The organism is Paenibacillus luteus (assembly GCF_006542765.1).
GTDB lineage: Bacteria > Bacillota > Bacilli > Paenibacillales > Paenibacillaceae > Pristimantibacillus > Pristimantibacillus luteus.
The window spans coordinates 138,996-163,016 of the sequence record NZ_SKCD01000006.1; the positions used below are offsets into that span (position 1 = coordinate 138,996).

The 24,021-nt window shown below is 47.1% G+C and carries 20 protein-coding genes and 1 other annotated feature; of the genes, 1 reads left to right on the forward strand and 19 read right to left on the reverse strand.

The window, feature by feature from the left end; translation table 11 throughout:
• Positions 1–138: 138 nt before the first annotated feature.
• The 14 genes from odhB to ilvB all read right to left on the reverse strand — a co-directional run bounded on the left by odhB (position 139) and on the right by ilvB (position 19,537).
• On the reverse strand, positions 139–1,359 hold the full coding sequence (gene odhB, locus E0496_RS04780; RefSeq protein ID WP_141500513.1) for a 2-oxoglutarate dehydrogenase complex dihydrolipoyllysine-residue succinyltransferase: 1,221 nt from the start codon (positions 1,357–1,359) through the stop codon (positions 139–141).
• Positions 1,360–1,365: 6 nt separating this feature from the next.
• Complete coding sequence (locus tag E0496_RS04785) at positions 1,366–4,278, reverse strand: 2-oxoglutarate dehydrogenase E1 component (RefSeq protein ID WP_141500514.1); 2,913 nt, start codon at positions 4,276–4,278, stop codon at positions 1,366–1,368.
• A 323-nt stretch (positions 4,279–4,601) separates the two neighbouring features.
• Complete coding sequence (locus E0496_RS04790; protein ID WP_141500515.1) at positions 4,602–5,558, reverse strand: acetylxylan esterase; 957 nt, start codon at positions 5,556–5,558, stop codon at positions 4,602–4,604.
• 364 nt (positions 5,559–5,922) lie between these two features.
• The gene (locus tag E0496_RS04795; RefSeq protein ID WP_141500516.1) at positions 5,923–7,446 is read right to left on the reverse strand and encodes a leucyl aminopeptidase; all 1,524 of its coding nucleotides are present in this window, start codon (positions 7,444–7,446) and stop codon (positions 5,923–5,925) included.
• A 346-nt stretch (positions 7,447–7,792) separates the two neighbouring features.
• Positions 7,793–9,166 (reverse strand): ATP-binding protein, encoded by a 1,374-nt coding sequence (locus E0496_RS04800; protein ID WP_141500553.1) that lies wholly within the window; start codon positions 9,164–9,166, stop codon positions 7,793–7,795.
• Between the two features lie 199 nt (positions 9,167–9,365).
• Complete coding sequence (locus tag E0496_RS04805) at positions 9,366–10,730, reverse strand: anti-sigma factor domain-containing protein (RefSeq protein WP_141500517.1); 1,365 nt, start codon at positions 10,728–10,730, stop codon at positions 9,366–9,368.
• On the reverse strand, positions 10,727–11,551 hold the full coding sequence (gene sigI / locus E0496_RS04810; RefSeq protein WP_241674594.1) for an RNA polymerase sigma factor SigI: 825 nt from the start codon (positions 11,549–11,551) through the stop codon (positions 10,727–10,729). The genes E0496_RS04805 and sigI overlap by 4 nt, the downstream gene beginning before the upstream one ends.
• Before the next feature lie 122 nt (positions 11,552–11,673).
• Positions 11,674–12,090 carry a hypothetical protein gene (locus E0496_RS04815; protein WP_139993833.1) on the reverse strand — a complete coding sequence of 139 codons (417 nt, stop codon included), beginning with the start codon at positions 12,088–12,090 and terminating at the stop codon, positions 11,674–11,676.
• Between the two features lie 388 nt (positions 12,091–12,478).
• Positions 12,479–13,027 carry a peroxiredoxin gene (locus E0496_RS04820; RefSeq protein ID WP_139993835.1) on the reverse strand — a complete coding sequence of 183 codons (549 nt, stop codon included), beginning with the start codon at positions 13,025–13,027 and terminating at the stop codon, positions 12,479–12,481.
• Positions 13,028–13,170: 143 nt separating this feature from the next.
• Entirely contained in the window at positions 13,171–14,250 is a 1,080-nt protein-coding gene (leuB, locus tag E0496_RS04825) for a 3-isopropylmalate dehydrogenase (RefSeq protein ID WP_141500519.1), read from the reverse strand.
• A 284-nt stretch (positions 14,251–14,534) separates the two neighbouring features.
• On the reverse strand, positions 14,535–16,079 hold the full coding sequence (locus E0496_RS04830) for a 2-isopropylmalate synthase (RefSeq protein ID WP_141500520.1): 1,545 nt from the start codon (positions 16,077–16,079) through the stop codon (positions 14,535–14,537).
• Between the two features lie 124 nt (positions 16,080–16,203).
• Positions 16,204–17,196, reverse strand: a complete 993-nt coding sequence (ilvC, locus tag E0496_RS04835; RefSeq protein ID WP_139993841.1) for a ketol-acid reductoisomerase — start codon at positions 17,194–17,196, stop codon at positions 16,204–16,206.
• Positions 17,197–17,309: 113 nt separating this feature from the next.
• On the reverse strand, positions 17,310–17,795 hold the full coding sequence (gene ilvN / locus E0496_RS04840; protein ID WP_139993843.1) for an acetolactate synthase small subunit: 486 nt from the start codon (positions 17,793–17,795) through the stop codon (positions 17,310–17,312).
• On the reverse strand, positions 17,792–19,537 hold the full coding sequence (ilvB, locus tag E0496_RS04845) for a biosynthetic-type acetolactate synthase large subunit (RefSeq protein WP_141500521.1): 1,746 nt from the start codon (positions 19,535–19,537) through the stop codon (positions 17,792–17,794). Before ilvB ends, ilvN begins: the two co-directional genes overlap by 4 nt.
• Positions 19,538–20,095: 558 nt before the next feature.
• Here ilvB and E0496_RS04850 point away from each other — a divergent pair.
• Positions 20,096–20,554: a GNAT family N-acetyltransferase gene (locus E0496_RS04850; RefSeq protein WP_206669708.1), complete on the forward strand. Its 459-nt coding sequence runs from the start codon at positions 20,096–20,098 to the stop codon at positions 20,552–20,554.
• A gap of 14 nt (positions 20,555–20,568) precedes the next feature.
• Here E0496_RS04850 and E0496_RS04855 read toward each other — a convergent pair whose 3' ends face one another.
• From E0496_RS04855 to E0496_RS04875, 5 genes are all read right to left on the reverse strand, one after another.
• Positions 20,569–20,946, reverse strand: coding sequence for a hypothetical protein (locus E0496_RS04855; protein ID WP_141500523.1), 378 nt, complete (start codon positions 20,944–20,946; stop codon positions 20,569–20,571).
• Positions 20,947–21,114: 168 nt separating this feature from the next.
• Positions 21,115–21,474: a 50S ribosomal protein L20 gene (rplT, locus tag E0496_RS04860; RefSeq protein ID WP_053374532.1), complete on the reverse strand. Its 360-nt coding sequence runs from the start codon at positions 21,472–21,474 to the stop codon at positions 21,115–21,117.
• 50 nt (positions 21,475–21,524) lie between these two features.
• Positions 21,525–21,722, reverse strand: a complete 198-nt coding sequence (gene rpmI, locus E0496_RS04865) for a 50S ribosomal protein L35 (protein WP_053374531.1) — start codon at positions 21,720–21,722, stop codon at positions 21,525–21,527.
• Between the two features lie 34 nt (positions 21,723–21,756).
• The gene (infC, locus tag E0496_RS04870; RefSeq protein WP_241674596.1) at positions 21,757–22,311 is read right to left on the reverse strand and encodes a translation initiation factor IF-3; all 555 of its coding nucleotides are present in this window, start codon (positions 22,309–22,311) and stop codon (positions 21,757–21,759) included.
• Positions 22,311–22,469 (reverse strand) — a sequence feature (ribosomal protein L20 leader region). It overlaps the preceding gene by 1 nt.
• A 108-nt stretch (positions 22,470–22,577) precedes the next feature.
• Positions 22,578–23,813, reverse strand: coding sequence for a glycosyltransferase family 2 protein (locus E0496_RS04875; protein ID WP_141500524.1), 1,236 nt, complete (start codon positions 23,811–23,813; stop codon positions 22,578–22,580).
• Positions 23,814–24,021: the final 208 nt, after the last annotated feature.

Here is a 24,021-nt window from a genome sequence, read left to right on the forward strand (position 1 = left end):
ATATTACGATTATTGTAATCGATATTTCGCTCCTGTTTCGAAAATCTTTTTTCATAGCTGCCTCTTTGTACAAAAAAACTGCCTAGGAAGTAGAATACTCTACTTCCCAGGCAGTCGTTATGGTCATGATTATGTGATTTAACCTTCAAGAAGCAATGCTTCCGGATCTTCCAAGAGCGATTTAACCGTTACAAGGAAGCGGACAGCCTCGCTGCCGTCTACGATACGGTGATCGTACGACAATGCAATGTACATCATCGGACGGTTTTCCATACGAACGTCATCAATTGCAACTGGGCGGATTTGAATTTTGTGCATGCCTAGAATACCAACCTGAGGTGCGTTAAGAATTGGCGTTGACAGCAAGGAGCCAAATACGCCGCCATTCGTAATCGTAAAGCTGCCGCCTTGCAGATCAGAGATCGCAAGCGTGTTGGATCTTGCTTTGCCGGCAAGCTCAACGATGTTTTTCTCGATTTCAGCGAAGCTAAGGCGATCTGCATCACGAACGACCGGAACAACTAGGCCTTCTTTCGCAGAAACGGCAATACCGATATCGTAGAATTTTTTCGTTACAATTTCTTCGCCGTCAATTTCAGCATTGAGCAGCGGGAATGCTTTAAGCGCGCCTACTACCGCTTTGGTGAAGAATGACATAAAGCCGAGATTTACGTCATTTTTCTCGAAGAACGCTTGTTTCCGACGTTTACGCAAATCAAGGATCGCCGTCATGTCTACTTCATTGAACGTCGTCAGCATTGCAGCTGTACGCTGTGCTTCTACGAGGCGGTTTGCAATCGTTACCCGGCGGCGCGACATCCGTTTGCGCTCTGTCGGTTTAGCATCTTTGCTTGCGCTTGCTGGTTCAGCATGCGTAAGCGGAGCTGATTTCACAGGAGTTGCTACTGCTGGAGCAGGAGCTTGTCCTTGTGAAAGATCAATGCCTTGCTCACGGGCACGCTTGCGTGCTGCTGGAGAAGCGTTGATCGCTGCTGCGCTATCGCTTGCAGGAGTTGCTGTCGGTGCTGCTGCTGGCGCGGTTGGGGCCGTCGCAGGAGCAGCAGGTGCTGTTGTAGCCGCTGCCTGTTCAACTGCTGGAGCCGCTGGTGCAACTGCACCACCAACTCCTTCGCCGATGGAACCGATCGCTTCGCCTACCAGAACAACATCTCCGTCTTGCTTAGCGATGCGTGATACTACGCCGCTGTTATCGGCACTAATTTCAATGTTAACTTTATCGGTTTCAAGCTCCAGTAGAACATCTCCCTGATTAACGGAGTCGCCTTCCTTCACGAACCATTTGGTAATCGTGCCCTCCGAGATGGACTCGCCTAATTCCGGTACTATAATTTCAGCCATTAGTCGCTACCCCCTTATCAAACTTGTTTCAACTGGTTTGCCGTTCAATGCTGTCGAAATGATCCATTTTTGTTCTGCGGCATGTACCTCTTGATGACCGCTCGCTGTACTTGAGCGATCAGGTCTGCCGACGTAGCGGACTGCGGCTTTCTTAGGTGCCAACGCGCGCAGGCGCGGCTCCATAAAGCTCCATGAGCCCATGTTTTTCGGCTCTTCCTGTACCCACACGATTTCTTCGAGCTTATCATACTGCTTCACGATACGCTCGATTTCTGCATGAGCGAATGGATAAAGCTGCTCTACTCTCGCTACGCGCAGCCACTCGAAATCTTCTGCATTGGAGGAAGCAAGAGCTTCTTCCACATCAATAGCAACCTTGCCTGTGCAAAGCAGCAAGCGTTTCACTTTATCCTTCTGTTCCTTCGGTTCCGTCAGGCTGAATTGCGGCAGCACCGGCTTGAATGAGCCTTCGCTAAATTCAACGCCATGAGAAGCGACGCGAGGATTACGGATCAGGCTCTTAGGCGCCATAAGAACGAGCGGACGAACATGCTCTGTGCCTAAGATAGATGCCTGTCTGCGAAGCAGATGGAAATATTGGGCGGACGTTGTCAGGTTCGCAACCGTCCAGTTATTATCAGCGGAAAGCTGAAGGAAACGCTCCAATCTGGCGCTGGAATGCTCAGGTCCTTGACCTTCGTAACCATGCGGCAGCAAAATCGTAATACCAGATTTCTGCGACCATTTTGCGCGGCCAGCCGAAATGAACTGGTCAAATATAACTTGTGCAACGTTGGCGAAATCACCGTATTGTGCTTCCCAAATAACGAAGGTTTCCGGCGCAAATACATTATAACCATATTCAAAGCCAAGTACCGCTGTTTCCGATAGCGGACTGTTATGAACGGCGAATGACGCCTTCGCTTGCGGCAGCATGTGCAGCGGCGAGAACTTGGCTGCATTCGCATTATCATTCAGCATAATGTGGCGATGTGCAAAAGTTCCGCGTTCGGAATCTTGGCCACTCAGGCGGATAGGTGTGCCATCCGCAAGAATCGTAGCGAATGCAAGTGTCTCAGCATGTGCCCAATCCACTTTTTCCCCATCATTCAAAGCTGAAGCTCTGCGCTGCAAAATACGTTGGAGCTTCGTATATTCGGTGAAGCCTTCCGGACGGTTAAGCAGCTCCAGGTTAATATCGCGAAGCGTTTCGAGAGGCACGGCTGTACGAGCTTCCTCTGTTGCTGGAAGCGGCGGCTTCTGTTGCTCTCCGCGCACCTTCGGCTGGTCTTCCTTCGCTTTCATGGCATCATAAGCAGCCTGAAGCTTGCCATTAGTACGTTGGCGCAGCTCTTCTACTTGCTCTTCCGAGATTGCTTTCTGACTCTTCAACTGCTCGCTGTAAAGAACGCTTACCGTAGGGTGATTGCGAACCTTTGCATACATGAGAGGTTGCGTTACTTCCGGATCATCCATTTCATTATGGCCAAAACGGCGATAGCCGATCAAATCAATGACAAAACCTTTATTGTAGCGAAGGCGGTATTCGCAAGCCAGGCGTACTGCAGCTAAGCAAGCTTCCGGCTCATCCGCGTTTACGTGTACGATTGGAATGTCAAACCCTTTCGCAAGATCACTTGCATAATGCGTCGAGCGCGAATCAATGCTGTTCGTTGTAAAGCCAAGACGGTTGTTCGCAATGATATGTAGCGTACCGCCGTTATGGTAGCCCTGTAGTTTATTGAAGTTGAGCGTTTCCGCTACGATGCCTTCTCCGATGAATGCCGCGTCGCCGTGCACACAAATCGTAACGGCTTTCGACGGATCCTGCTGCGGCATACCTGGCTTGCTGCGATCCTCTTGAGCAGCACGCGTAAAGCCTTCAACTACCGGGTTAACGAATTCAAGGTGACTTGGGTTATTCGCAAGCGTCAAGTTGGCGCGGATCGTTTCGCCTTCCTTCACTGCACGATCTGCACCCAAATGATATTTTACGTCGCCGGTCCAGCCATAATTAAGGCCCATGGAACCTTCAGACGGAATAAGCTCTTTATTCGGTGCATGATGGAATTCAGAGAAAATTTTCTCATATGGCTTGCCAAGCACATGCGTCAATACGTTTAGACGCCCGCGATGAGCCATGCCCATTAGAATGTTATTGGCTCCGTCATGCGCAACGGAACGAACGATTTCGTCCAGTACAGGCACAAGCATATCGACGCCCTCGATCGAGAAGCGCTTCTGCCCAACGAATGTACGGTGCAGGAAGTTTTCGAAATACTCAACCTCCATCAGACGCTCAAGCAGCGATGAACGCTCTCTTGCCGACAGCGGCGCAGGGAAACTACCCGATTCCGCTTGCTTGTTCAACCAATTCCGCTCATTCTCATCATGAATATGTGTAAATTCATAAGCTGCTGAACGAGTATAGATTTCTCTTAAACGGCTGATTGCTTCCCAACCATTAGAGATCGACGCTGGCGCGTTGTCCCAAATAAGCGATGCAGGGATAGAGGCAAGATCAGCTTGCGTCAACCCAAAGGTTTCCGGTTCAAGCAGCTTCGTATCCGCAGCAGGGCTGAAGCCAAGCGGATCAATATCCGCAGCTAAATGGCCGTATCTGCGTATGTTCAGCATAAGCTGATGCGCAGCCACAACCTTTTTCAACATATTTGAATCAATCGGACCAGATGTCGCTGCAGGTGATGCAGCCTGTTGATCGCTAGACTTAGCCGGACTTGGAGTCGCTCCCAATGATACCGCCGGCGGCTCTCCAAAACGTTCAAACTGTTCGCGAACCGTTGCTTCAACGGAATCGGGATCGGTTAAGAAACGTTCGTACTGCTCCTGCACGTACCCCAGATTGGGACCATAGTAGCTTTGCCAAGGCGAATAATTACGCTCATCATGGTTGCTCATTGCAGAAAATTCCACCCTCTCTATTCATTGCCATCCTATTATCTTCCAAGGCGAAGCGCGCCATGCATGCCCGCCAACTTGCACTTGCATAAATCGTTTTCACATTGCGTTTATTTTCATGGATATTCTAATAATACTGTTAAATCCTCGCAAAGGTTTCAACCTGCGATAACTCCCTTATATTTTAGTACATAGTAAGCTCGCCATCCATAATCATATTAGCATTGATATCATCCATTTCAAGCATTGATTGTCGTTATCGGGCTTTCTAGCCTGCCGCCACCGTCCCTATGCTCCAAAAAGACAGAGTTACATCACCAATTTCACTTCAGCATCTCTTGCAAAAATTCGATACTCTTCCGATTCTGATATTCACTCACTTCATGTCCGGAGAATGGATAGTCATTGATTTGTTTATGAGAACGAATCTTATTATAAACCGCATAAACCGTCTCCGGCAGGCAAACGGTATCCTTCCAGCCCACCGACATTAGCACCGGAGCTTTAATGCGCTCTGCTAAGTTCAGTAGGTCAAAATGGGCAAGCGTTTCCATCACGACGTTTAACCGGTCCGGATAGCGCTTGATATACTGGGCAACTTCCGTCAAAGAGCCTGTGGAATGCAAAACACCATGATCCATATGGCACATATTCGGAATGTCCGCAATGACAGCACTCACTTTCGGGTTCAAAGCTGCAGCAAGCAGCGCGAGTCCGCCGCCTTGGCTTCCTCCGACAACTGCAATTCGCGACGCATCGATCTCAGGCTGAAGTGCAGCCACATCAACCGCCCTTACCGTATCCATCGTAATCGCGCGGTAATAGCTGTTCTCGATCTCTGAGATGCCTTGAGTTACCCAGCCTTTGACTGAGCCTTGCTCGGACGTCAATAAATTCCCGGTTTCTCCGCTTTGACCGCGTGCGTCCACTACGAATACCGCGTAGCCAAGCAGCAGCCATGAAGAATAGCGCTCCGGCAGCCCTTTATCGCCGGTGTAGCCCTGAAACAATACGACACAAGGAAGCTTTTCACCTTCCAAACCTTGCTGCGGTACGATGTATAAACCATGAATCGGCGTTTCATCGCTGCCCTTGTAGGTTACACGCTCCGCTCTTACAGACGCGATCGGGGTATCTACTCTCTTTCTTTCGATATTAAGCGATTGATTCTGATACCCGGCAAGAACAGCATCCCAGTATTGATCCAGTTCATCCGCTCCAAGCGTTGCAGGCGGGTTGTACGCCAACAATTCATTTCTCCTTCGATCGATTGCATTCATTTCAGTATACCCCTTTTCTCATACGTTTTTTCGTCCAGGCACAGAAAGGTTTTACAGCTTGCTCCTTCTACACCTATAAGAGTACATGGTATAAGAAATCCGTCAAGCCATATTTCCAAAAAAAACAATCTCTACCTTTATCGGATTAGCAAGCATCCATTCTCCCGCATTTCTTTCTCGTAGAAATAGAAAGATACTTTATCGCGTGAAACCTATAAAAACTTATATTTAAATAAAGGAGGTCCACTGAAAGCAGCGGACCTCCTTTTATTTCATGATTTTAATTAGACTGACAGACTTCAATTGATTGAACGGCTGCCACTGAATCACGCTTAAGTTGTTATTTTGTCATATACATTGCTGTTTATTTACTTTGCAGCACCAGCTCAACCAACGTCCTGACCATGACGCCGGTAGCGCCTTTCGGCTCCCAGCCTCTGCTCGTATCAAGCCAAGCTGTACCGCCAATATCCAAATGCACCCACGGCAAACCTTCTGCAAAGTGGCCGATAAACAATCCGCCTGTAATCGTTCCTCCATACCTGCCGCCGCTATTTTTTAAATCCGCTGCATCACTCCTGATCTGCTTCTTATATTCCGGATAGGCAGGCAATTGCCAAATTCTTTCTCCCGAGCGCTCGGACGCTGCTTGCACCTGTTTGAACAGCTCATCATTGTTCGTTACGGCACCAGTAGCCTCAAGTCCAAGCGCAACAGAAACCGCTCCAGTCAATGTCGCTACATCCACTAGTCGAGTAGCACCTCTGGTAATCGCAGTCGTCAAACCATCCGCGAGCACCAAACGACCCTCAGCATCCGTATTCACGATCTCTACCGTATGGCCGCTCATCATCCGCAGGACATCGCCAGGCTTAATCGCGCGGTCGGAAGGCATATTCTCGGCAGTTGGAATGACCGCAATCACATTAATTGCCGGCTTCAGCTCTCCGATAATACGCATCGCACCAAGCACTGCGGCGGCTCCGCCCATATCCGAGATCATTTCCTGCATACCCTCTGCCCGCTTCAACGATATACCGCCTGTATCAAACGTAATGCCTTTTCCGACGAGACCCCAAGCTTCTTCCGTGCTGGAATCTCCTTTATAATGAATCACAATCATGCGTGGAGGATTGATGCTGCCTTGGCCTACGCCAAGCAATCCGCCCATCCGCTGTTCAGCCGCGCTCCATTCATCGATCACTTCAATCTCCAGATCCAACTCCCTTGCCAGCTCTTCCGCATGATAGGCCAGTCGTTCAGGCGTAAGATCATTGCCAGGCAAATTCGTCAGATCACGGGCCAAGTTTACCCCTTCGACATACAGCTTGCCTTTAGCTATCCCTTGCTCCCACAATGGAGCATCTTGTCCTGCTATCGCCGTGCCCTGTGGTACAAAAGCAACATCCTTTAATCCGAAACGTTCATTTTGCTCGCGTTTAAGCGGTTGGCGCACATGCAAGGCAAGCAGCAATCCTTCTGTAAGCGCCTGAGCCGCACGTTCAGCACCAATATCGTTCCCTACACTATTCGTCAAAGCTTCTGATAGCAGAATTTGAACATGCTCAGCCTTAAATTTCTTCAAAGCCTTTGCTACTGCTGCAGCGGCGAGACGCAGCCCTCTTGCTCCCCCGTCCTGATCAACACCGGCGAAAACAATATGTGCCGCCGGATATAGCCCTAAAGTAGTTACGGTTTCCGTTTGCTCCGGATCTGCTTTAAACAATCCTTTTGCATATAACCCTCTAAGCGCTTCATCGATTTGCGGCTGGATAATGGGTCCCGCATTTTCCCCGTGAATCAATTCTTTCTTGCTAACGAATCTCACTACAGCATCTGGAGCTGCGTGTTCTGAACCTCGTACTCCATAAGTCAATTGAACGCTCATTAGTGTAGCCTCGCTTTCCGATTTGAAAATTTAGAATAGATAACGTTTATCAACTTAACGAAATTCTTATCTTTCTCCGTGAAACATGCCGATCCCAACAAAGAGCAGCAGCAACCGTTTAAGCTTGATAAACTAGAATATGTAACCAACCTAATGACTTATAATTAACATATTTTCAAACCCATTATACCGAACGTCCTTTGACATTTCCATGTTTATATTCGCTATGTGAGGATGTCAATCTGCGAGTTTAGCATAACAAAAAGCCCTCTCCACATAGGGGAGAAGAGCTCCGGTTTCATCTCTCTGACTGCTAATATACCCTGTATATGCCGCTCTCTGCCCATTATTCCGCCAATGGCAAAGTAATAATAAACTCCGTTCCTACCCCCGCTTCGCTTTCAACCCGGATCGTACCGCTGTGGTTGCGAACAATACGGTAGCTCACCGATAATCCAAGACCGGTACCCGCTTGCTTCGTTGTGAAAAATGGATCAAACAGTCTGCTCATCGTGGCCTTGTCCATTCCCTTTCCGTTATCCTTAAGAAGGATTTCGGCGGTTTTTCCTGTGCTTCGAGTAATGATTTCGATCAAGCCTCTTCGCTCGCTCTGTACTTCTTCAATGGCATCAAGAGAGTTTTTGACAATGTTCAAGATGACCTGCTTAACCTGTTTAACGTCTATGGATACCAAGGGACCTGGGTAATAGCATTCCGACTTGATTTCGCAATTTCGCATCAATGCTTCACTCTCGGTTAACAGCACGACCTCCTTGATCAAATGATCAATGGGAACCAATTGCTTCATTGGCGCCGACGGCTTGGAAGAATTCAAAAATTCATAAATGATGTCGTTGGCCCGGTCGATTTCCGTTAAAATAATTCTTGCGTATTCTTCCTTGCCTACTTCCAGCAAATAAGGCCGAAGGAGCTGAATAAAGCCGCGGATGCTTGTTAATGGATTCCGAATCTCATGTGCTATTGCAGCCGCGATCTTACCAAGCATGGCAAGCTTGTCATTTTGCAGAGCCGTCTGCTCAATCTGTTTGTACTCCGAAACATCCTTGACGCTAATGAGAAAATCACCATCTAATTGGTCGCCATAGGTGACCGTCACTAGCAAATGCTTGCCATCCTTATGCTGAAATTCATAATAACGTCCACGCAGCAGAAACATTTCTTTATAAAGCCTAAGAACCGTTCGTTTTGTTGTGCTCGTAAGTTGGCGATGCCTTAATATTTCCTTGATCGTACAGCCGATTAACGTCTTCCTCGGAATATCCAGCAGCTTGGCCATCTGCACATTGATGAATGACAAAATGCCATCATTGTCGAACAAAGCAATGCCACTATCCATGTGCTGAAGTACGTTTTCATATTTGTTCTTAACCATTTCAAACGAACGGTTGGAACGAAACAACATTTCCCGCATTTCGGTAAATTTCTGTTCAGTCGTCTGTTCTGGCCTCAAACGAAAACGGCATGAGACCATGATTTCCATCAAAAAAACGAAAGAGCGATTGTACAGCCTAACAGCTTCATCAGAATCTACATTGGCAGCCAAAGCTTGAATACATTCCTCATGTACAGCAATAATTTCTTCAGGGTTTATTCCGTAAAGCTCCTTGCCAAGCTCATTGGCGTGGAATAGCGACACTTCCTTACCACTTCGTATATACTCGGCAAGCGCCGGGAAATAGCGCTTTCGAATGGCCTGCATCATGTACTCCTCCCCGGCAACGTCGATAAGATAACGGTTACAGTTACTACTAATCATAGGGCGAGCTTACAATAGCTGTCAATCGGAAATCCTGTCGAATTTTGTTACGGAGATAGGCTTTTAGTCACCCATTCCACATAATAGGACTTTAGCCTACACATCCAAACTCCTTCATTTAGAAGCTTTGTACTGCACAAATTCATGCACGTGATCGGTCATCCCGACCACGGTGCTTCTCTTTATCCTGCTTTGTTTCCTTTCTTTTGTCCTCCCACTTTTCGTTGTTCCGATCTCCTTTTTTCCAACCGTTTCGGTCGTATTGACGATCATTGTTATCATCATTTCCCCAATTGCTATTTTCATTATCGCTATGATCCTTGCTATTGGAATCTTTCCAATTCCCCCACTTATCCTTGTCTTTATCCTTGTCTTTATCCTTGTCTTTATCCTTGTTGTTATTCTTATCATCCTTCTTATCGTCTTTCTTGTTGTCATTCTTTTCTGTATTCGGTTTATGAGGCGTACTTGGCTTGTTAGATTTGTCGGGCTTCGTCGGCTGATTGCCGCCCCATGTCCCGTTTTTATTAGGCTTCGCGGTAGCTCCGCCTTTATTTATTTCACTAGCCGTGGGCTTCTGCGGCTTTGCCGCTTTCGGAGGCTTGCTCGCATTTGGCGTCGCGCTTGGCTTCGCTGCAGCAGGCTTAACGGTGCTTTGGGCTTGTTTTACTTTTTCCTCTTTCTCACGCTCAACTAGCTGCTTCAGCTTTTCCTTGCTCTTGTCAGCTGCTTTGTCCACAATAGTCTTGACGCCGCCAATCGGCTCGGTAACCTTATCGATCGATTGCTGCTTCAACTGCTCCAATTCAAGCTCGTAGCCCTCATCCTTCGCCATTAAATAAACAGCCATTTTTCCTGAAGATATTCCGTTTGCAGCCGCTTCGTCCCGAAGCTCGCTTGGTATCGACAAAGTCGTAACATTTGCGCTGACTGCCTCCGCTGCGAGCTGAGCCAACAAACTTCGCAGCGTCTGATCGACTTTTCCCGTCAAAATATTCTCAAAATCGAGCTGAAGTGCGGAATTCCCTTCCACGAGCATACTTGTTATGAAAATATCCTTGTCCGGCGTGTCGAGATAATGTGAGCCTTTAGCCCTTTGCAATATGGAAGCGGCTACCTCCTCCGCATTCACGCCTTTGTACTCCAAGCCTTGGATGATCAGCTCTCCGTCTTCGTTAAGCGCGTGAAGCTCACGCACCTTTCCTTGGCTGTCTACTCCAAGCTCTACACTTGGATTAATATCCATGCTCATGTAAGCAACGACAGGATGCATATCCTTTTGCATATAAAACCAAAACGGCAGGAGCATCAGCAAAACAACAGCTGCAGCTGCGCCGCTATACCAATAAACAGGTTTAAACTTTCGCAGCTTTCGGTACTCCTCCTCAAACGTAATTTCTTCACCGACTTGCGGCGTACCTTGAATAGGGGCTTGCAAAAATTGACCGTCAGCCGTCATTACTACTGCATGCTGCTTATGAATGCTCATAACAACTCCACGTTTCATTTACTTGCCTCCTTATTCGTCTGGTTGAAATTATCATCTATGTCCAAATAATCATGCATAAATGGATATGTACCCGATATGATAATCGCGATGGCGATAATGTATTTTCGATTCCGTTCTATCGTTTTACGAGATACACCGCACATTTCCGTTAGCTCTTTCACGGCTAGCTTATTCGTTTCCCTTAATGAATCCATCAAGCCTGCTTCGCTGACAAGCGTCTGTGCGATTCCGATCAGCAGCCTTCTTGAGTCCGCATGCTTCGGAGAATGCTCCACAAGCTCCGTAAAGGAAATGCCAACTCGAATGAGCTCCTGATTCAGCTCCCCGATCTCCAGCCGTCTCTCGTCCTCTGTTCGCTTGAGTTCAAATGCGGATAGCGCTTGCCTAGTCTCTACGGAATTATAATGAGGCTGCTCTTCATCCTCAGAGTCGAACATGCTGTAAGGAACTACCTTCGCATGCCTTTGTTCTTTTCGGACATAGTCAATAAGCCGACGGCGAATGACAGTTTCAGAAAAACCGATAAAGGATTTTCCTGCATCGCTATCGAACTGATTGATCGCTTCATTGAAGGCTAACAGCGCCACACTGAATTCATCATCTCGGTTCGGATCGATGTACCGTTTGCAAAATCGACTTGTTACTTTCAATATATAAGGCTTGTAATCTGCTATGAACTGCTCGCGAAGCAGCTCGTCACCTTGACGAATGCGAGCAACAGATTGTTCGGGAACAAGCTTCCGCTCATCCTCTACAACGTCTGCGGCAACTGACTTCCGCAGAAAGCGTTTGAACAATACAAGTAACAACCGCTCCACCTCACTACTAGTATGATTCGTTTCTGTCTGACCGGTTTCAGGGGGTACATTATGAGAACATTTTCATTTATTGAAAAAAAGAAAAGCCTCCGGAGTGGAGGCTCACCATTCGAGTTAAAAAACTAAACGGAGGTACGACGTTGACGAAGCTTGTTTCTTCTATTGTTCAGCATCGCAAGACGCTTCTTCAACACAAGCTGCCATTCCGTATCCTCAATCTGCTTCGCAAAACTAAGCAAATCAAGCGCCATATCAATTTGACTATGGACCACATCCATCGGATCTTCATTCTCATGATTGACGCAGTTTTCAAGCAGCGCCTTGCCTTCTTGCTCAACATATTCCTGGAAATCCACTTCAGCCGCGCCATCTCCATGCGCATATTCGGCTAATATTTCATATTCATTTTCAACTAAGTAATGAATGTCAACGCGATGGCATACTGGACAAAACACAATAGGAACATTATGTATATGGGTTCGGAAATGCTTCAACGTACCTTTTGTACCGATCATACTAGCTCCACAGCAAAAACTCATTGACGACCCCTCCTCAATGGTTTGCGAAGCAAACCAACTTCGTAAGCATCTACTTAGGTTTGCGAAGCAAACCTATTCTTTAAGCATCATTTAAGTTTTAACCATTATACCTATTTCGTAATCAGCAATAGATAGAGTTAGTCCAAATCTAGCATTTCTTCATCATTGGTGTTAAGTATATTCTATTCGCCCTGCATGGCCGAAATTCCTGCTTTCGTATCCCATTGTCCATGGTTAAATAATCGAGCTCCCCTTTCATTACGAGTGATAAACAAGTTTAACAGCCTATGTACAACCCCATTCTGCGCTTTACTTAGTCATTTGAAATAGGTTTGCATAAAAAAAGAAACCCGCACCATAAAATGGCGCGGGTTTCGGCAGGAAATACTTATTTCGCTACCAATGTTTGTTGACCTGGTTTCCAGTTGATTGGGCAAAGTCCGCCGGATTGCAAAGCTTGCAATACGCGAAGCGTCTCGTCAACGCTGCGGCCTACATTGTTGTGGTTAACCACTTGGTATTGTACTTCGCCTTCTGGGTTGATGATGAACAGGCCGCGAAGCGCGATACCTTCTTCTTCGATCAACACACCGTAGTCACGAGCAACGCTTTTCGTGATATCGGCAGCAAGCGGGAATTCAAGTTGGCCAAGGCCATTATCGTTAACCGGCGTGTTGATCCATGCACGGTGGCTATGTTTGCTGTCTACGCTGACACCAAGAATTTCAGTGTCCAATTTTTTGAATTCAGCAGCTGCAAGGCTCAAAGCTGTGATTTCTGTAGGGCATACAAAAGTGAAATCTAGTGGATAGAAGAACAATACCAGCCATTTGCCTTTGTAATCTGCAAGTGATGCTGTACCGAAATCCTTACCGTCTCCTGTTGCTGTTTCCATTGAAAAATCTGGGGCCTGACGGCCTACCAAACGCTCTGCCATAATAGAAAACCTCCTTGACCTATCCATAAATTTTTATTGTTTATGCTACTTCATCTGTGTGACTACCTAGTAAATCTTATCACTAGTCTAGAATGAAGTCAATATTATAATCAATATTTATTTATAATAATTATAAACTGGAATTACTTTTTAAGTGCTGCTACGATCAAATCGCCCATTTCTGTTGTACCGATCGCTTGGCTCTTATCCACTGCGATATCGCCAGTACGGTGACCTGCATCCAGCACTTCTTTTACAGCCGCTTCAATAGCCGCTGCAGCTTCGTGATAACCAAATGTCAGACGGAACATCAAGGCTACCGATAGAATCGTTGCGATCGGGTTCGAGATGCCTTGGCCAGCAATGTCAGGCGCAGAGCCGTGTACCGGCTCGTACAAACCGAAGCTTCCTTCGCCAAGCGAAGCGGAAGACAACATGCCAATGGAACCTGTAAGCATAGCAGCCTCGTCGCTAAGGATATCGCCGAACATATTTTCAGTTACGATAACGTCAAAGCTCGAAGGACGGCGAAGCAGCTGCATCGCGCAGTTATCAACCAATACGTGCTCAAGCTCAACCTCTGGATATTCAGGAGCGATCCGGTTTACCACTTCACGCCATAGACGGGAGGTTTCAAGCACATTCGCTTTATCAACGGAAGCAAGACGCTTGCCGCGAGTCATTGCGATATCAAATGCCTGACGAACGATACGCTCGATTTCTTGTACATTATATACACAAGTATCTACCGCTTCTTCGCCGCCAGCACCTTCACGACGGAACTTCTCACCGAAATAAATACCGCCAGTAAGTTCGCGGACAACGATTAGGTCCGTACCTTCAAGCACTTCTGGCTTCAGTGTCGATGCTTCTTTCAAGCAGTCAAATACCGTTGCAGGACGGATGTTCGAGAACAAACCAAGTGCTTTTCGAATGCCAAGCAAGCCTGTTTCAGGGCGAAGCTCTTTCGAGTTGTTGTCCCATTTCGGGCCACCAACGGCACCAAGCAATACAGCGTCTGCACCTTTGCAAAGGTCAAGCGTCTCTTGCGGCAATGGCGTACCTTTCTCGTCGATAGCAATACCGCCGAACAAGCCATGCTCCGTTTCGAATTTGTAGCCATAAAGCTCTTCGGTTTTTTTAAGTACTTTAAGCGCTTCGCCAACAACCTCAGGTCCGATACCGTCGCCGGCAATAACTGCAATTTTTTTTACGTCTGACATAATAAATGTAACACTCCTCTTTTTCAGTTAAGCTTGTCCGTTCATTGAGCGGCTGCCCGTGAAACGAACGAGCTTATAGACTCATTCTCATTCTATTATCATTTGTACCACAAATCCGGAGTGATTACAAAGATATAAAATCTATTGGCTCTATAGCCTATGACTATAGAGTGGCCAAGCAAGCCATTGCATGCTAAGAAATGACAATAACTAGCCTTCTTCATGAATAAAGACAGTCCACTGCGGAATTTCCCTTAGCGGACTGCCTTATTGACTGTTGTTATTTAAATCAGGCTCATCTTGTCGCTGCGGCCTGGCGTCTTGCGCTTATCGATCAATCGATTCAAAGCATCGATGTAAGCCCGTGCGCTCGCTTCAAGGATATCCGTGCTAAGTCCACGGCCTTGAGCAGAAATATCTTCCTGCTTCAGAACCACATGAACCTCGCCTTGTGCGTCCTTGCCTTGCGATACGGATTTAATCGAATAATCTTCAAGCTCCACAGCTTCCTGTGTCACTTTATCAATCGCGTTATAGATGGCGTCCACGGAGCCGTTGCCGACTGCCGCTTCCTCCACAACCTCACCTTCGGCTTTGCGAATCCGTACGGATGCGCTTGGCGTCGATTGGTTGCCATAACTTACTTGAATTGTTTCCAAGCTGAAGATTTCCGGCGTATCAATGAGTTTCTCTTCAATTAAAGCAAGAATATCCTCATCGCTTACCGTTTTCTTGCGATCTGCCAAATCCTTGAATTTAGCGAAGGCCGCATTCATTGCTTCCTCTTCAATCTCATAACCAAGATCGATAAGCTTCTCACGGAATGCATGGCGTCCAGAGTGCTTGCCAAGTACAAGCTTAGACTCCTTCAAACCAATCATGTCCGGAGAAATAATCTCATAGGTTGTTTTTTCCTTCAACATGCCATCCTGGTGAATGCCTGATTCATGCGCGAACGCATTAGCTCCTACAATCGCCTTATTGCCTGGAACGACCATGCCAGTCAGCTTGCTGACAAGGCGGCTTGTCTTGGCGATTTCCTTCAGATTCAGCGTCGTTTGAGCGCCAAAATAATCAGGACGCGTCGCTAGCGCCATTGCAATCTCTTCAATTGCTGTGTTGCCTGCACGCTCGCCGATCCCGTTGATGGTTCCCTCAATTTGATCCGCACCGTTTAAGATAGCCGCCAGCGAGTTGGCTGTTGCCATGCCCAAATCGTTATGACAATGCGCGCTTAGCTGTATCTTCTCGATATTCGGAACGTTTTCCTTCAAGGTTTTGAAGATATTGCCGAATTCTAGCGGGTTCAAATAACCTACCGTATCGGGAATGTTAACAACCGTTGCTCCTGCTTTGATCGCCATCTCAACGACCTCACACAGAAAATCAAGCTCAGTGCGGCCAGCATCCTCAGCTGAGAATTCAACCTTGTCAAAATATTTTTTCGCATAACGAATGGAACGTTCTGCCGTCTCAAGCACCTGCTCCTTCTCCATGCGCAGCTTATGCTTGCGATGGATAGGACTAGTCGCAAGAAAAACGTGGATGCAAGGATCTTGTGCGCCAATGAGCGCTTCACGAACAGCATCAATATCTTGCTCACGCGAGCGGGACAAGCCGATAACTGTGGAATTTTTGACCGCGCGTGCTACTGCGTTAACCGCAGCAAGATCCCCGGGAGAAGCAGCAGGGAAGCCGGCTTCCATCCGATCCACGCCGAGACGCTCAAGCTGAAGAGCAATCTCTACCTTTTCCTTCGTGTTCAGGTTTACACCCGGAGATTGCTCTCCGTCACGAAGCGTTGTATCGAAAACATAAATTTTCCGCATTTGTGCATTGCACCTCCGTGAACAGAATGATCCCGGCACGCATACGGAAGCCGCTGGGCGATACGCAATCCGTATCGTCCAGCGATCCGGCGAGCCGGGATATGGTCAATCCATCTATCTGTTATTACTTCTTGATCCAGTGCATCAATTCGCGAAGCTGTGCGCCTGTTTGCTCAATTGGGTGAGCTGCTTCGTTACGGCGAGTAGCCGTAAGCATTGCACGGTTCGATTGGTTCTCCAAGATGAAATCACGAGCGAAACGACCGGATTGGATATCTTCCAATACACGTTTCATTTCTTTTTTCGTTTCTTCAGTAACAATACGAGGACCTGTTACATAGTCGCCGTATTCAGCTGTGTTGGAGATGGAATCGCGCATCGAAGAGATTCCGCCTTCATACATCATGTCAACGATTAGTTTAAGCTCGTGCAAGCACTCGAAGTAAGCCATTTCTGGAGCATAGCCAGCTTCAACAAGCGTTTCGAAACCAGCTTTAACCAGTGCAGAAGCGCCGCCGCAAAGAACCGCTTGCTCACCGAACAAATCTGTTTCTGTTTCTTCTTTGAAAGAAGTTTCGATAACGCCTGCGCGTGTACAGCCGATACCTTTAGCATATGCAAGACCGATCGATTTAGCATTGCCTGTTGCATCTTGCTCGATTGCAATTAGTCCTGGTACGCCAAAGCCTTCTTGGTACGTACGACGAACCATGTGACCTGGAGATTTAGGAGCTACCAGGAATACGTCTGTATCCGCGTTAGGCACGATTTGGCCGTAGTGAATGTTGAAGCCGTGTGAGAACATAAGAGCCGCGCCTTTTTTCAAGTTAGGAGCGATTTCTTCGCTATATACTTTCGCTTGTGTTTCGTCAGGAAGCAAGATTTGAACAACGTCAGCCACTTTTGTTGCTTCTGCAACAGTAAGTACTTCGAAGCCGTCTTTCTTAGCTACGTCTGCGGATTTACCAGGACGAAGACCGATAACGACTTTCAAGCCGCTGTCGCGAAGGTTTTGCGCTTGCGCGTGGCCTTGGCTTCCGTAACCGATAACTGCGATTGTTTTACCTTGTAGTACGCCTTGGTCTGCGTCTTTTTCATAGTACATTGTAACTGCCATTTTAATAATTGCCTCCTTTAATTTAACCCTTTTGAGCGGGTGTTTAAGCAGAGAATGACGCATATTCAGCGGTTCTCCCCTTAAACTCCCGCTCAAATAGGGGCATTGAAAAATTACTTGGCGTTGCCTCGGTTTAGTGCGGTAACGCCTGTACGCGACAGTTCGCGAATGCCGTATGGTTTAAGCAATTCTACCATGGCATCGATTTTTTCGGTATCTCCGACAACTTGTACCATAAGCGAATGAGTGCCGATGTCTACGACTGCTGCACGGAACGTTTCAACTACGCCGAGAATTTCCGGACGGGAGCTTGGTTCTGCGTTTACTTTAATAAGAGCCAGCTCGCGTCCTACCATCGGATTCGAACTAAGGTCAATAACCTTGATAACGTCAATCAGCTTGTACAATTGCTTCGTAACTTGCTCGAGCGTATGGTCATCACCCGAAGTGACGATGACCATACGCGACAAGCCTGCTTCTTCGCTTGAACCAACTGTAATGCTTTCAATATTGAAGCCACGGCGTCCGAACAAACCGGAAACACGCTGTAGAACGCCGGGCTGATCATTAACGATTACTGCGATCGTATGCTTTTTCATTCCGCATCCCCCATGATCATTTCGTCGATGGTACTTCCTTGCGCAACCATTGGATAGACGTTCTCTTCCTTACGAACGACGAATTCAACGACTGCAGGACCAGGATGATTAAGTGCTTCTTCCCATACGGCGCGAGCTTCTTCTTTGTTCGTCGCACGGAAGCCTTTCACACCATATGCTTCCGCTAGTTTAACAAAGTCCGGGCTTCCGGAGAGATCGATATGGCTATAACGGTTATCATAGATAAGCTCCTGCCACTGACGAACCATACCTAGCACCTGATTGTTAATAATAACAACTTTAACCGGAATGTTGTTGATAGCGCAAATCGCTAGCTCCTGCGCGCACATTTGCATGCCGCCATCTCCGTTAATGGAAACAACTAAGCGGTCCGGGTTAGCCATTTGAGCACCGATCGCTGAAGGAAAGCCGAAGCCCATGGTGCCTAGTCCACCGGATGTTACCCATGAACGCGGTTTATTGAATTTGTAGTACTGCGCAGCCCACATTTGATGCTGGCCAACGTCAGTGGTTACAATGGCATCACCGTTTGTCGTTTCGTGAATAAGCTCCACAACCCATTGCGGCTTCAATTCCACATCCGAGTCTTTATAGCTAAACGGATATTGTTCACAAGAAGCTTTGAGCTTCGCACGCCAGTCATCTGCTTTGTCCGCAAGCTTCGCTTGCTTATTAACGATTTCCAGAACCGTCTTCACATCGCCAACGATCGGAATGTCCGTCGGCACATTTTTACCAATTTCCGCTGGATCGATATCGATATGAACGATCTTTGCCAGTGGAGCAAATCCAGCAAGCTTCCCTGTTACACGGTCATCAAATCGTGCTCCGATATTAATCAGCAAGTCTGCGCCTTGAATCGATTTGTTCGCTGTGTATGTGCCGTGCATGCCCGGCATGCCCAGAAACAGCTCGTTGCCGCTTGGGAAGGCTCCCAGACCAAGCAAGGTTGTCGTAATGGGAATTTGTGTTTTCGTTACGAACTCGAACAGTTCTTCATGCGCGCCGGAGTAAACAACGCCACCGCCAGCCAGAATGATCGGACGCTCTGCTTGCTCGATCGCCTTGATCAGCTTATCCACTTGATTCTTGTTCGGAGACACCGTCGGATTGTAGCCGCGGATGCTCACTTCCGTGGAAGGCTTAAACAATGTCTTCGCCGCTGAAATGTCCTTCGGTATGTCGATCAATACTGGACCTTTACGGCCCGTATTGGCGATATGGAAAGCTTCATGAATAATACGAGGCAAATCCTCTACGTCACGAACCAGATAGCTGTGCTTCGTGATTGGCATCGTTATGCCTGTAATATCCGCCTCTTGGAAAGCATCGCTGCCAATTAAGCTAGAAATGACATTACCTGTAATAACAACGAGTGGCACCGAATCCATATAGGCCGTTGCGATACCCGTTACCAGATTCGTTGCTCCCGGCCCGGAAGTCGCGATACACACGCCTACTTTGCCGCTAGCGCGCGCATAGCCGTCAGCCGCGTGAATAGCGCCTTGCTCATGGCGAGTTAGCAAATGATTGAAATCGGGGTTCCCGTGCATCGCGTCGTAAATGTACAACACTGCTCCACCAGGATAGCCGAACACACAATCTACGTCCTCAAGCAACAGACTGCGTAGCAATATTTCAGAACCAGATATAACCTCAGGCTTCGAGAGCCTTTCCTTCAATTCCTCTTTTGACTTCAGTGTTGCACCTTGCGTTACCATCAGTCTTCCTCCTCTCAGAAAAAACAAAAAAACCTTTCGCTCCTCTTGCTTCAAACGAAGCAACGAGGGACGAAAGGTATATCTTCCGTGGTACCACCCAAATTCGTTATACGTCTCCCGATGTATAACCTCCACAAGTAAGAACGTCGTGCACATACGTTCATACTATTGGCACTTTAACGCTTGCCCTGCGATTCCCCCTAATACGCAACAGCTTTCGTTGTTGCTTTTCAAGGAAACAGCTCCGAGGTGAGCTCGTAGAAAAGGGATTTTGGCGATGGTTGCAGCTAATCCATCCGCTCTCTGTTCAAAAGGGCCCTAAGCACTTCGTCCTCATCATTGCTGATTGTGTATTTACCACATGGTGCGTACACCGGTACGTGGTAGATAAGACTTTCTTTATTATATGCCCCGAATCCGCGTTCGTCAAGAACCATAAGCAACTCTTCGCACATTTTGTATTTGGCGCATTTTGCAGCAACTCTACATATACTAGTTTAGCCTCTAAAGGGCAAACTCATGCAGCTCGCAGCTCGCTTGCCGCACAGAAACGGAATGATGATTATGATCCGGCTATACGAGCCCAGATATGATGAAGCCGAGGTTGTTCGGCTCATCCGAACCGAGCTGATTCCTTTATCACATTCCGTCCATCAGCTTGATGCCCAGACGATTCGCGAGCTTCCGAAGCGTTTTCGCAGCGGCGTTACTTATGTAGCAGCCATGTCCAAAAAAAGCGCGCCGATCTCCTTCATTCATTTTGAGATCATGGGCGAGGTGCTCTATTTGGATATGATGGTTACGCATCCTGATCATCGAAACAGACAATGGGGTAAAAAATTAATGGCTCATAGCGAGGCTTACGGAAAATCGCAGCAATGCAGGATTGCCAGGCTTTTTGTCGATCAAATCAATGATAAAGCCCACAAGCTCTATAACAAGCTTGGCTATTACACCGTACAGTATTATCCCGAGCTTCGCTGCTACGAGCTGCTCAAGCCGCTCACCCCGCTATGATCATCTAAACGCCATTAATACCCGTTGTAGCCCTGGTTGCCGTAGCCTTGGTTGCCATAATCTCCACCATAGCCGCCTTGGTTATAGTTGTTGTTGCAACAATCTCCACCATAACCGCCCCCGTATCCGCCGCCACATCCACCGCCGCCTCCGCCGAAGCCTCCTCCAAAAAACGGAATCGTTCCGATGGCAAGTAGATCAAATAAAACGAGCGGCAAAAGAAAAGCTTTGGTCTGCACCTGCTTGCCCTTGTCTTTTTTGAGCGGAGCAAGAATCAGTTTATTTTGGTGAACCCGAACGAGCTTGCCCGTGACGATTGAACCGTCTGGACGTACTGCATAAATGGATTTCCCGACCAGTTTCCGCACTTGCTGTTTGGAAACATTACGCATGTAAAATCCCTCCTTCCCGTTGTCCTTTAGCTTATTCCGGGAAAGCATCTTTCGTCTGTTTGTTTGTCCTCTCTGCAATTAAATGTACGGATACCTGCTGAAGGAACCAAAAAGGGCTGTCCGCTCGTCATCAGAATGACGACACGGACAGCCCTTATAACATAACGCCTAGGCGTTAATTTTTTCTTTTGCGATGCCTGCAAGCGAGTTGAACGAAGTGATATCGTTAACTGCAAGATCAGCAAGGATTTTGCGGTTAACTTCTACGCCCGCAAGTTTCAAGCCGTGCATGAATTTGTTGTACGATAGGCCGTTAATACGAGCTGCCGCGTTGATACGAACGATCCACAGTCTGCGGATGTCACGTTTTTTGTTGCGACGGTCACGGTAAGCGTACATAAGGGACTTACCAACTTGCTCCTTCGCTGTTTTAAACAGACGATGTTTCGAACCGAAATAACCTTTAGCTAGCTTTAGAATTCTTTTGCGACGACGAGTGCGGACAAAACCGCCTTTGACTCTTGCCATGAATGGAAACCTCCTGTAGGTTGAATTAGCTTATTTGGTGTTGCTTCATATTACAAGTTGGAAAGGCCTTGCTTCAAACGACGAACGTCGCCAGCTGCCATAAGCGGTTGACCAGCAAGTACGCGTTTTTGACGACCGGATTTGTGTGAAAGCAAGTGGTTACGGTAAGCTTTGTAACGTTTTACTTTACCAGTTCCAGTAATTTTAAAGCGGTCTTTCAGACTGCTGTGAGTTTTCATCTTCGGCATATCAGTTATCCTCCTTAAAGTTCTTCATCAGTTGTTAGCTGTTGGTTTTGGGTGCCAAAATCATAATCATGCTCCGGCCTTCCAGCTTAGGAGCGCGCTCAACGCTGCATAATTCGGCAACCTCTTTGGAAAGACGATCCAAAATCTTTTGACCAAGAGATGCATGGGCAATCTCACGACCGCGGAATCTTACGGATGCTTTCACTTTATCGCCTTCACCCAGAAACTTAATTACGTTACGATATTTCGTTTGGTAATCATTTTCATCAATGTTGGCACGGAACCAAACTTCCTTAAGATCAACGATCTTTTGGTTTTTGCGAGCCTCTTTTTCTTTCTTCTGTTGCTCATAACGGAATTTTCCGTAGTCCATGATCCGGCATACCGGCGGCTTAGCCGTCGGAGCGACGTTTACCAGGTCCAAGTTAAGCTCAATAGCCATTTGCATAGCGTCACGAATCGATTTAATACCGATTTGCTCGCCTTCCGCGCCGACTAGACGCACTTCTCTGGCCCGGATTTCATCATTGATTTGATGTTCTCTGCTAATAACGTGCCACCTCCAAAATAGTTTGTTTCCTGTTTCCACGCAATAAAAAAATGCGGGTTCGCTCGAACCCGCATCTCATAACCGTACATGTATGTCATTGCATCATTTCTAGTTGAAATAATGGAGTGACCAATCGATTATCGCGAACCAGCCAGCTTGAGCCGAAAGGTGAGAAGCGGGTGCTTCTGCTTGTGCGTCATTAAGTTAGTTGAAAATGTTACCGTGTTACTATACCATGGCCCACAGAGTCGTGTCAACAGCTGGATTAAAAGTCCTCGAAAGACTGTACTGCTGCCACGAAATCGCTATTTGCTTTGTACTTCCTCTATGCGTACAACACGTGTATGCTGCGTATGGCTCCACGTTTTGTTGTTTTGCGTAAAGAAAGCATAAAACGTAATCGGCCACCAAGAGATAAGGAAAAATGGCAGCGTCAGCAGGTGAGCATACATTTTCCACGACTTCACGCCTTCGAGCATGAGTGCCAGCGGGAATTGCACAATTCCTGCTACAGCAGCAATGGCAACCGTCCACCAAGGCAAATAATTATAGAGTGAATCCAAATAATTAGTAGTTGGTATGGCAATGTCAATCCAAATAACTAACGTCAAAATAAAGCCAAGCAGCGTATTGTAAACAGAGATGGTGTAGATGGCGGAATCGAACTTTACAAAGTTGCGTTCTTTAATGCTCGCCCACAGAAGCGGAAAAAAGTAATTGCGCGCAACATTGAAATGTCCCTGCATCCAGCGCAGCCGTTGCCTTGCTGATGCTTTAAATGTAACCGGCTTCTCATCGTATACCTTCGCGTCATAGTTCAGAATCGGATAGATTCCCCGCTGTACACAGCGCATGGAAAACTCCAAATCCTCTACCAGGCTCGTTGCTCCCCAGCCCATATCCTTAAGCAAAGCTGAATCAAAGCACATGCCCGTACCGCCAAGGAAATTGCTCATCTTCAGGTTTGTTCTCGAAAGCTGCCACAAACGGTTGCAATACCAATAAGTAATGCCGTAAGCCGCAGTAACCCACGAATCATCTGGATTTTTTGTATCCAGGTAACCTTGGATAACCTGATGGCCTTCACAGAGGTCATCGTTCATAAGCTGAAGGAAGTCAGGATTGACCAAGTTGTCAGCATCAAACATGACAACCGCGTCATATTGGCGAGGCATCGCCCATAGCTCTTTAAGCATCCACTCAATCGCGTAGCCTTTGCCGCGCAGCAATTGGTTTGTTCTCTCACAAGCATTCACACCCAGGCTGCGGCTGATCTCAGCCGTACCGTCCGTGCAGTTATCGCAAATAACAAATATATCGTAGAGTTCCTCTGGATAATCCATCTTTTTTAAATTTTCTATTAAAGCTCCGACTACTTGTTCTTCGTTGTGGGCCGCAACTAACACGGCAAAAGATTTACTCGGTGCATGGTGCTTGCGGCTTTTGTTTTTGAAAAAGCCAAAAATCGAAATACTGAATTGATAAACCGCGATTAACGCCATCACCACTTGAAAAGCAATAAAAACAACACTTAAAACCATGCGGCACTGCCCCCTTGAGACCCCATTTTTTTGCTTTGTTCAGCACTTGCTAACAGCTGCTGCAAGCTTTTTATTATATATCTTCTCTTTGTATGAGTGTTTCTCTGCAAACACTCTCGAACCTTAATTGATTCTCCACAGAATCAACTTCTTTGTCAAAAGTTGAATAAGTCTCCATTACGCTTAATCTCGTCAGAAAAACGCTTGC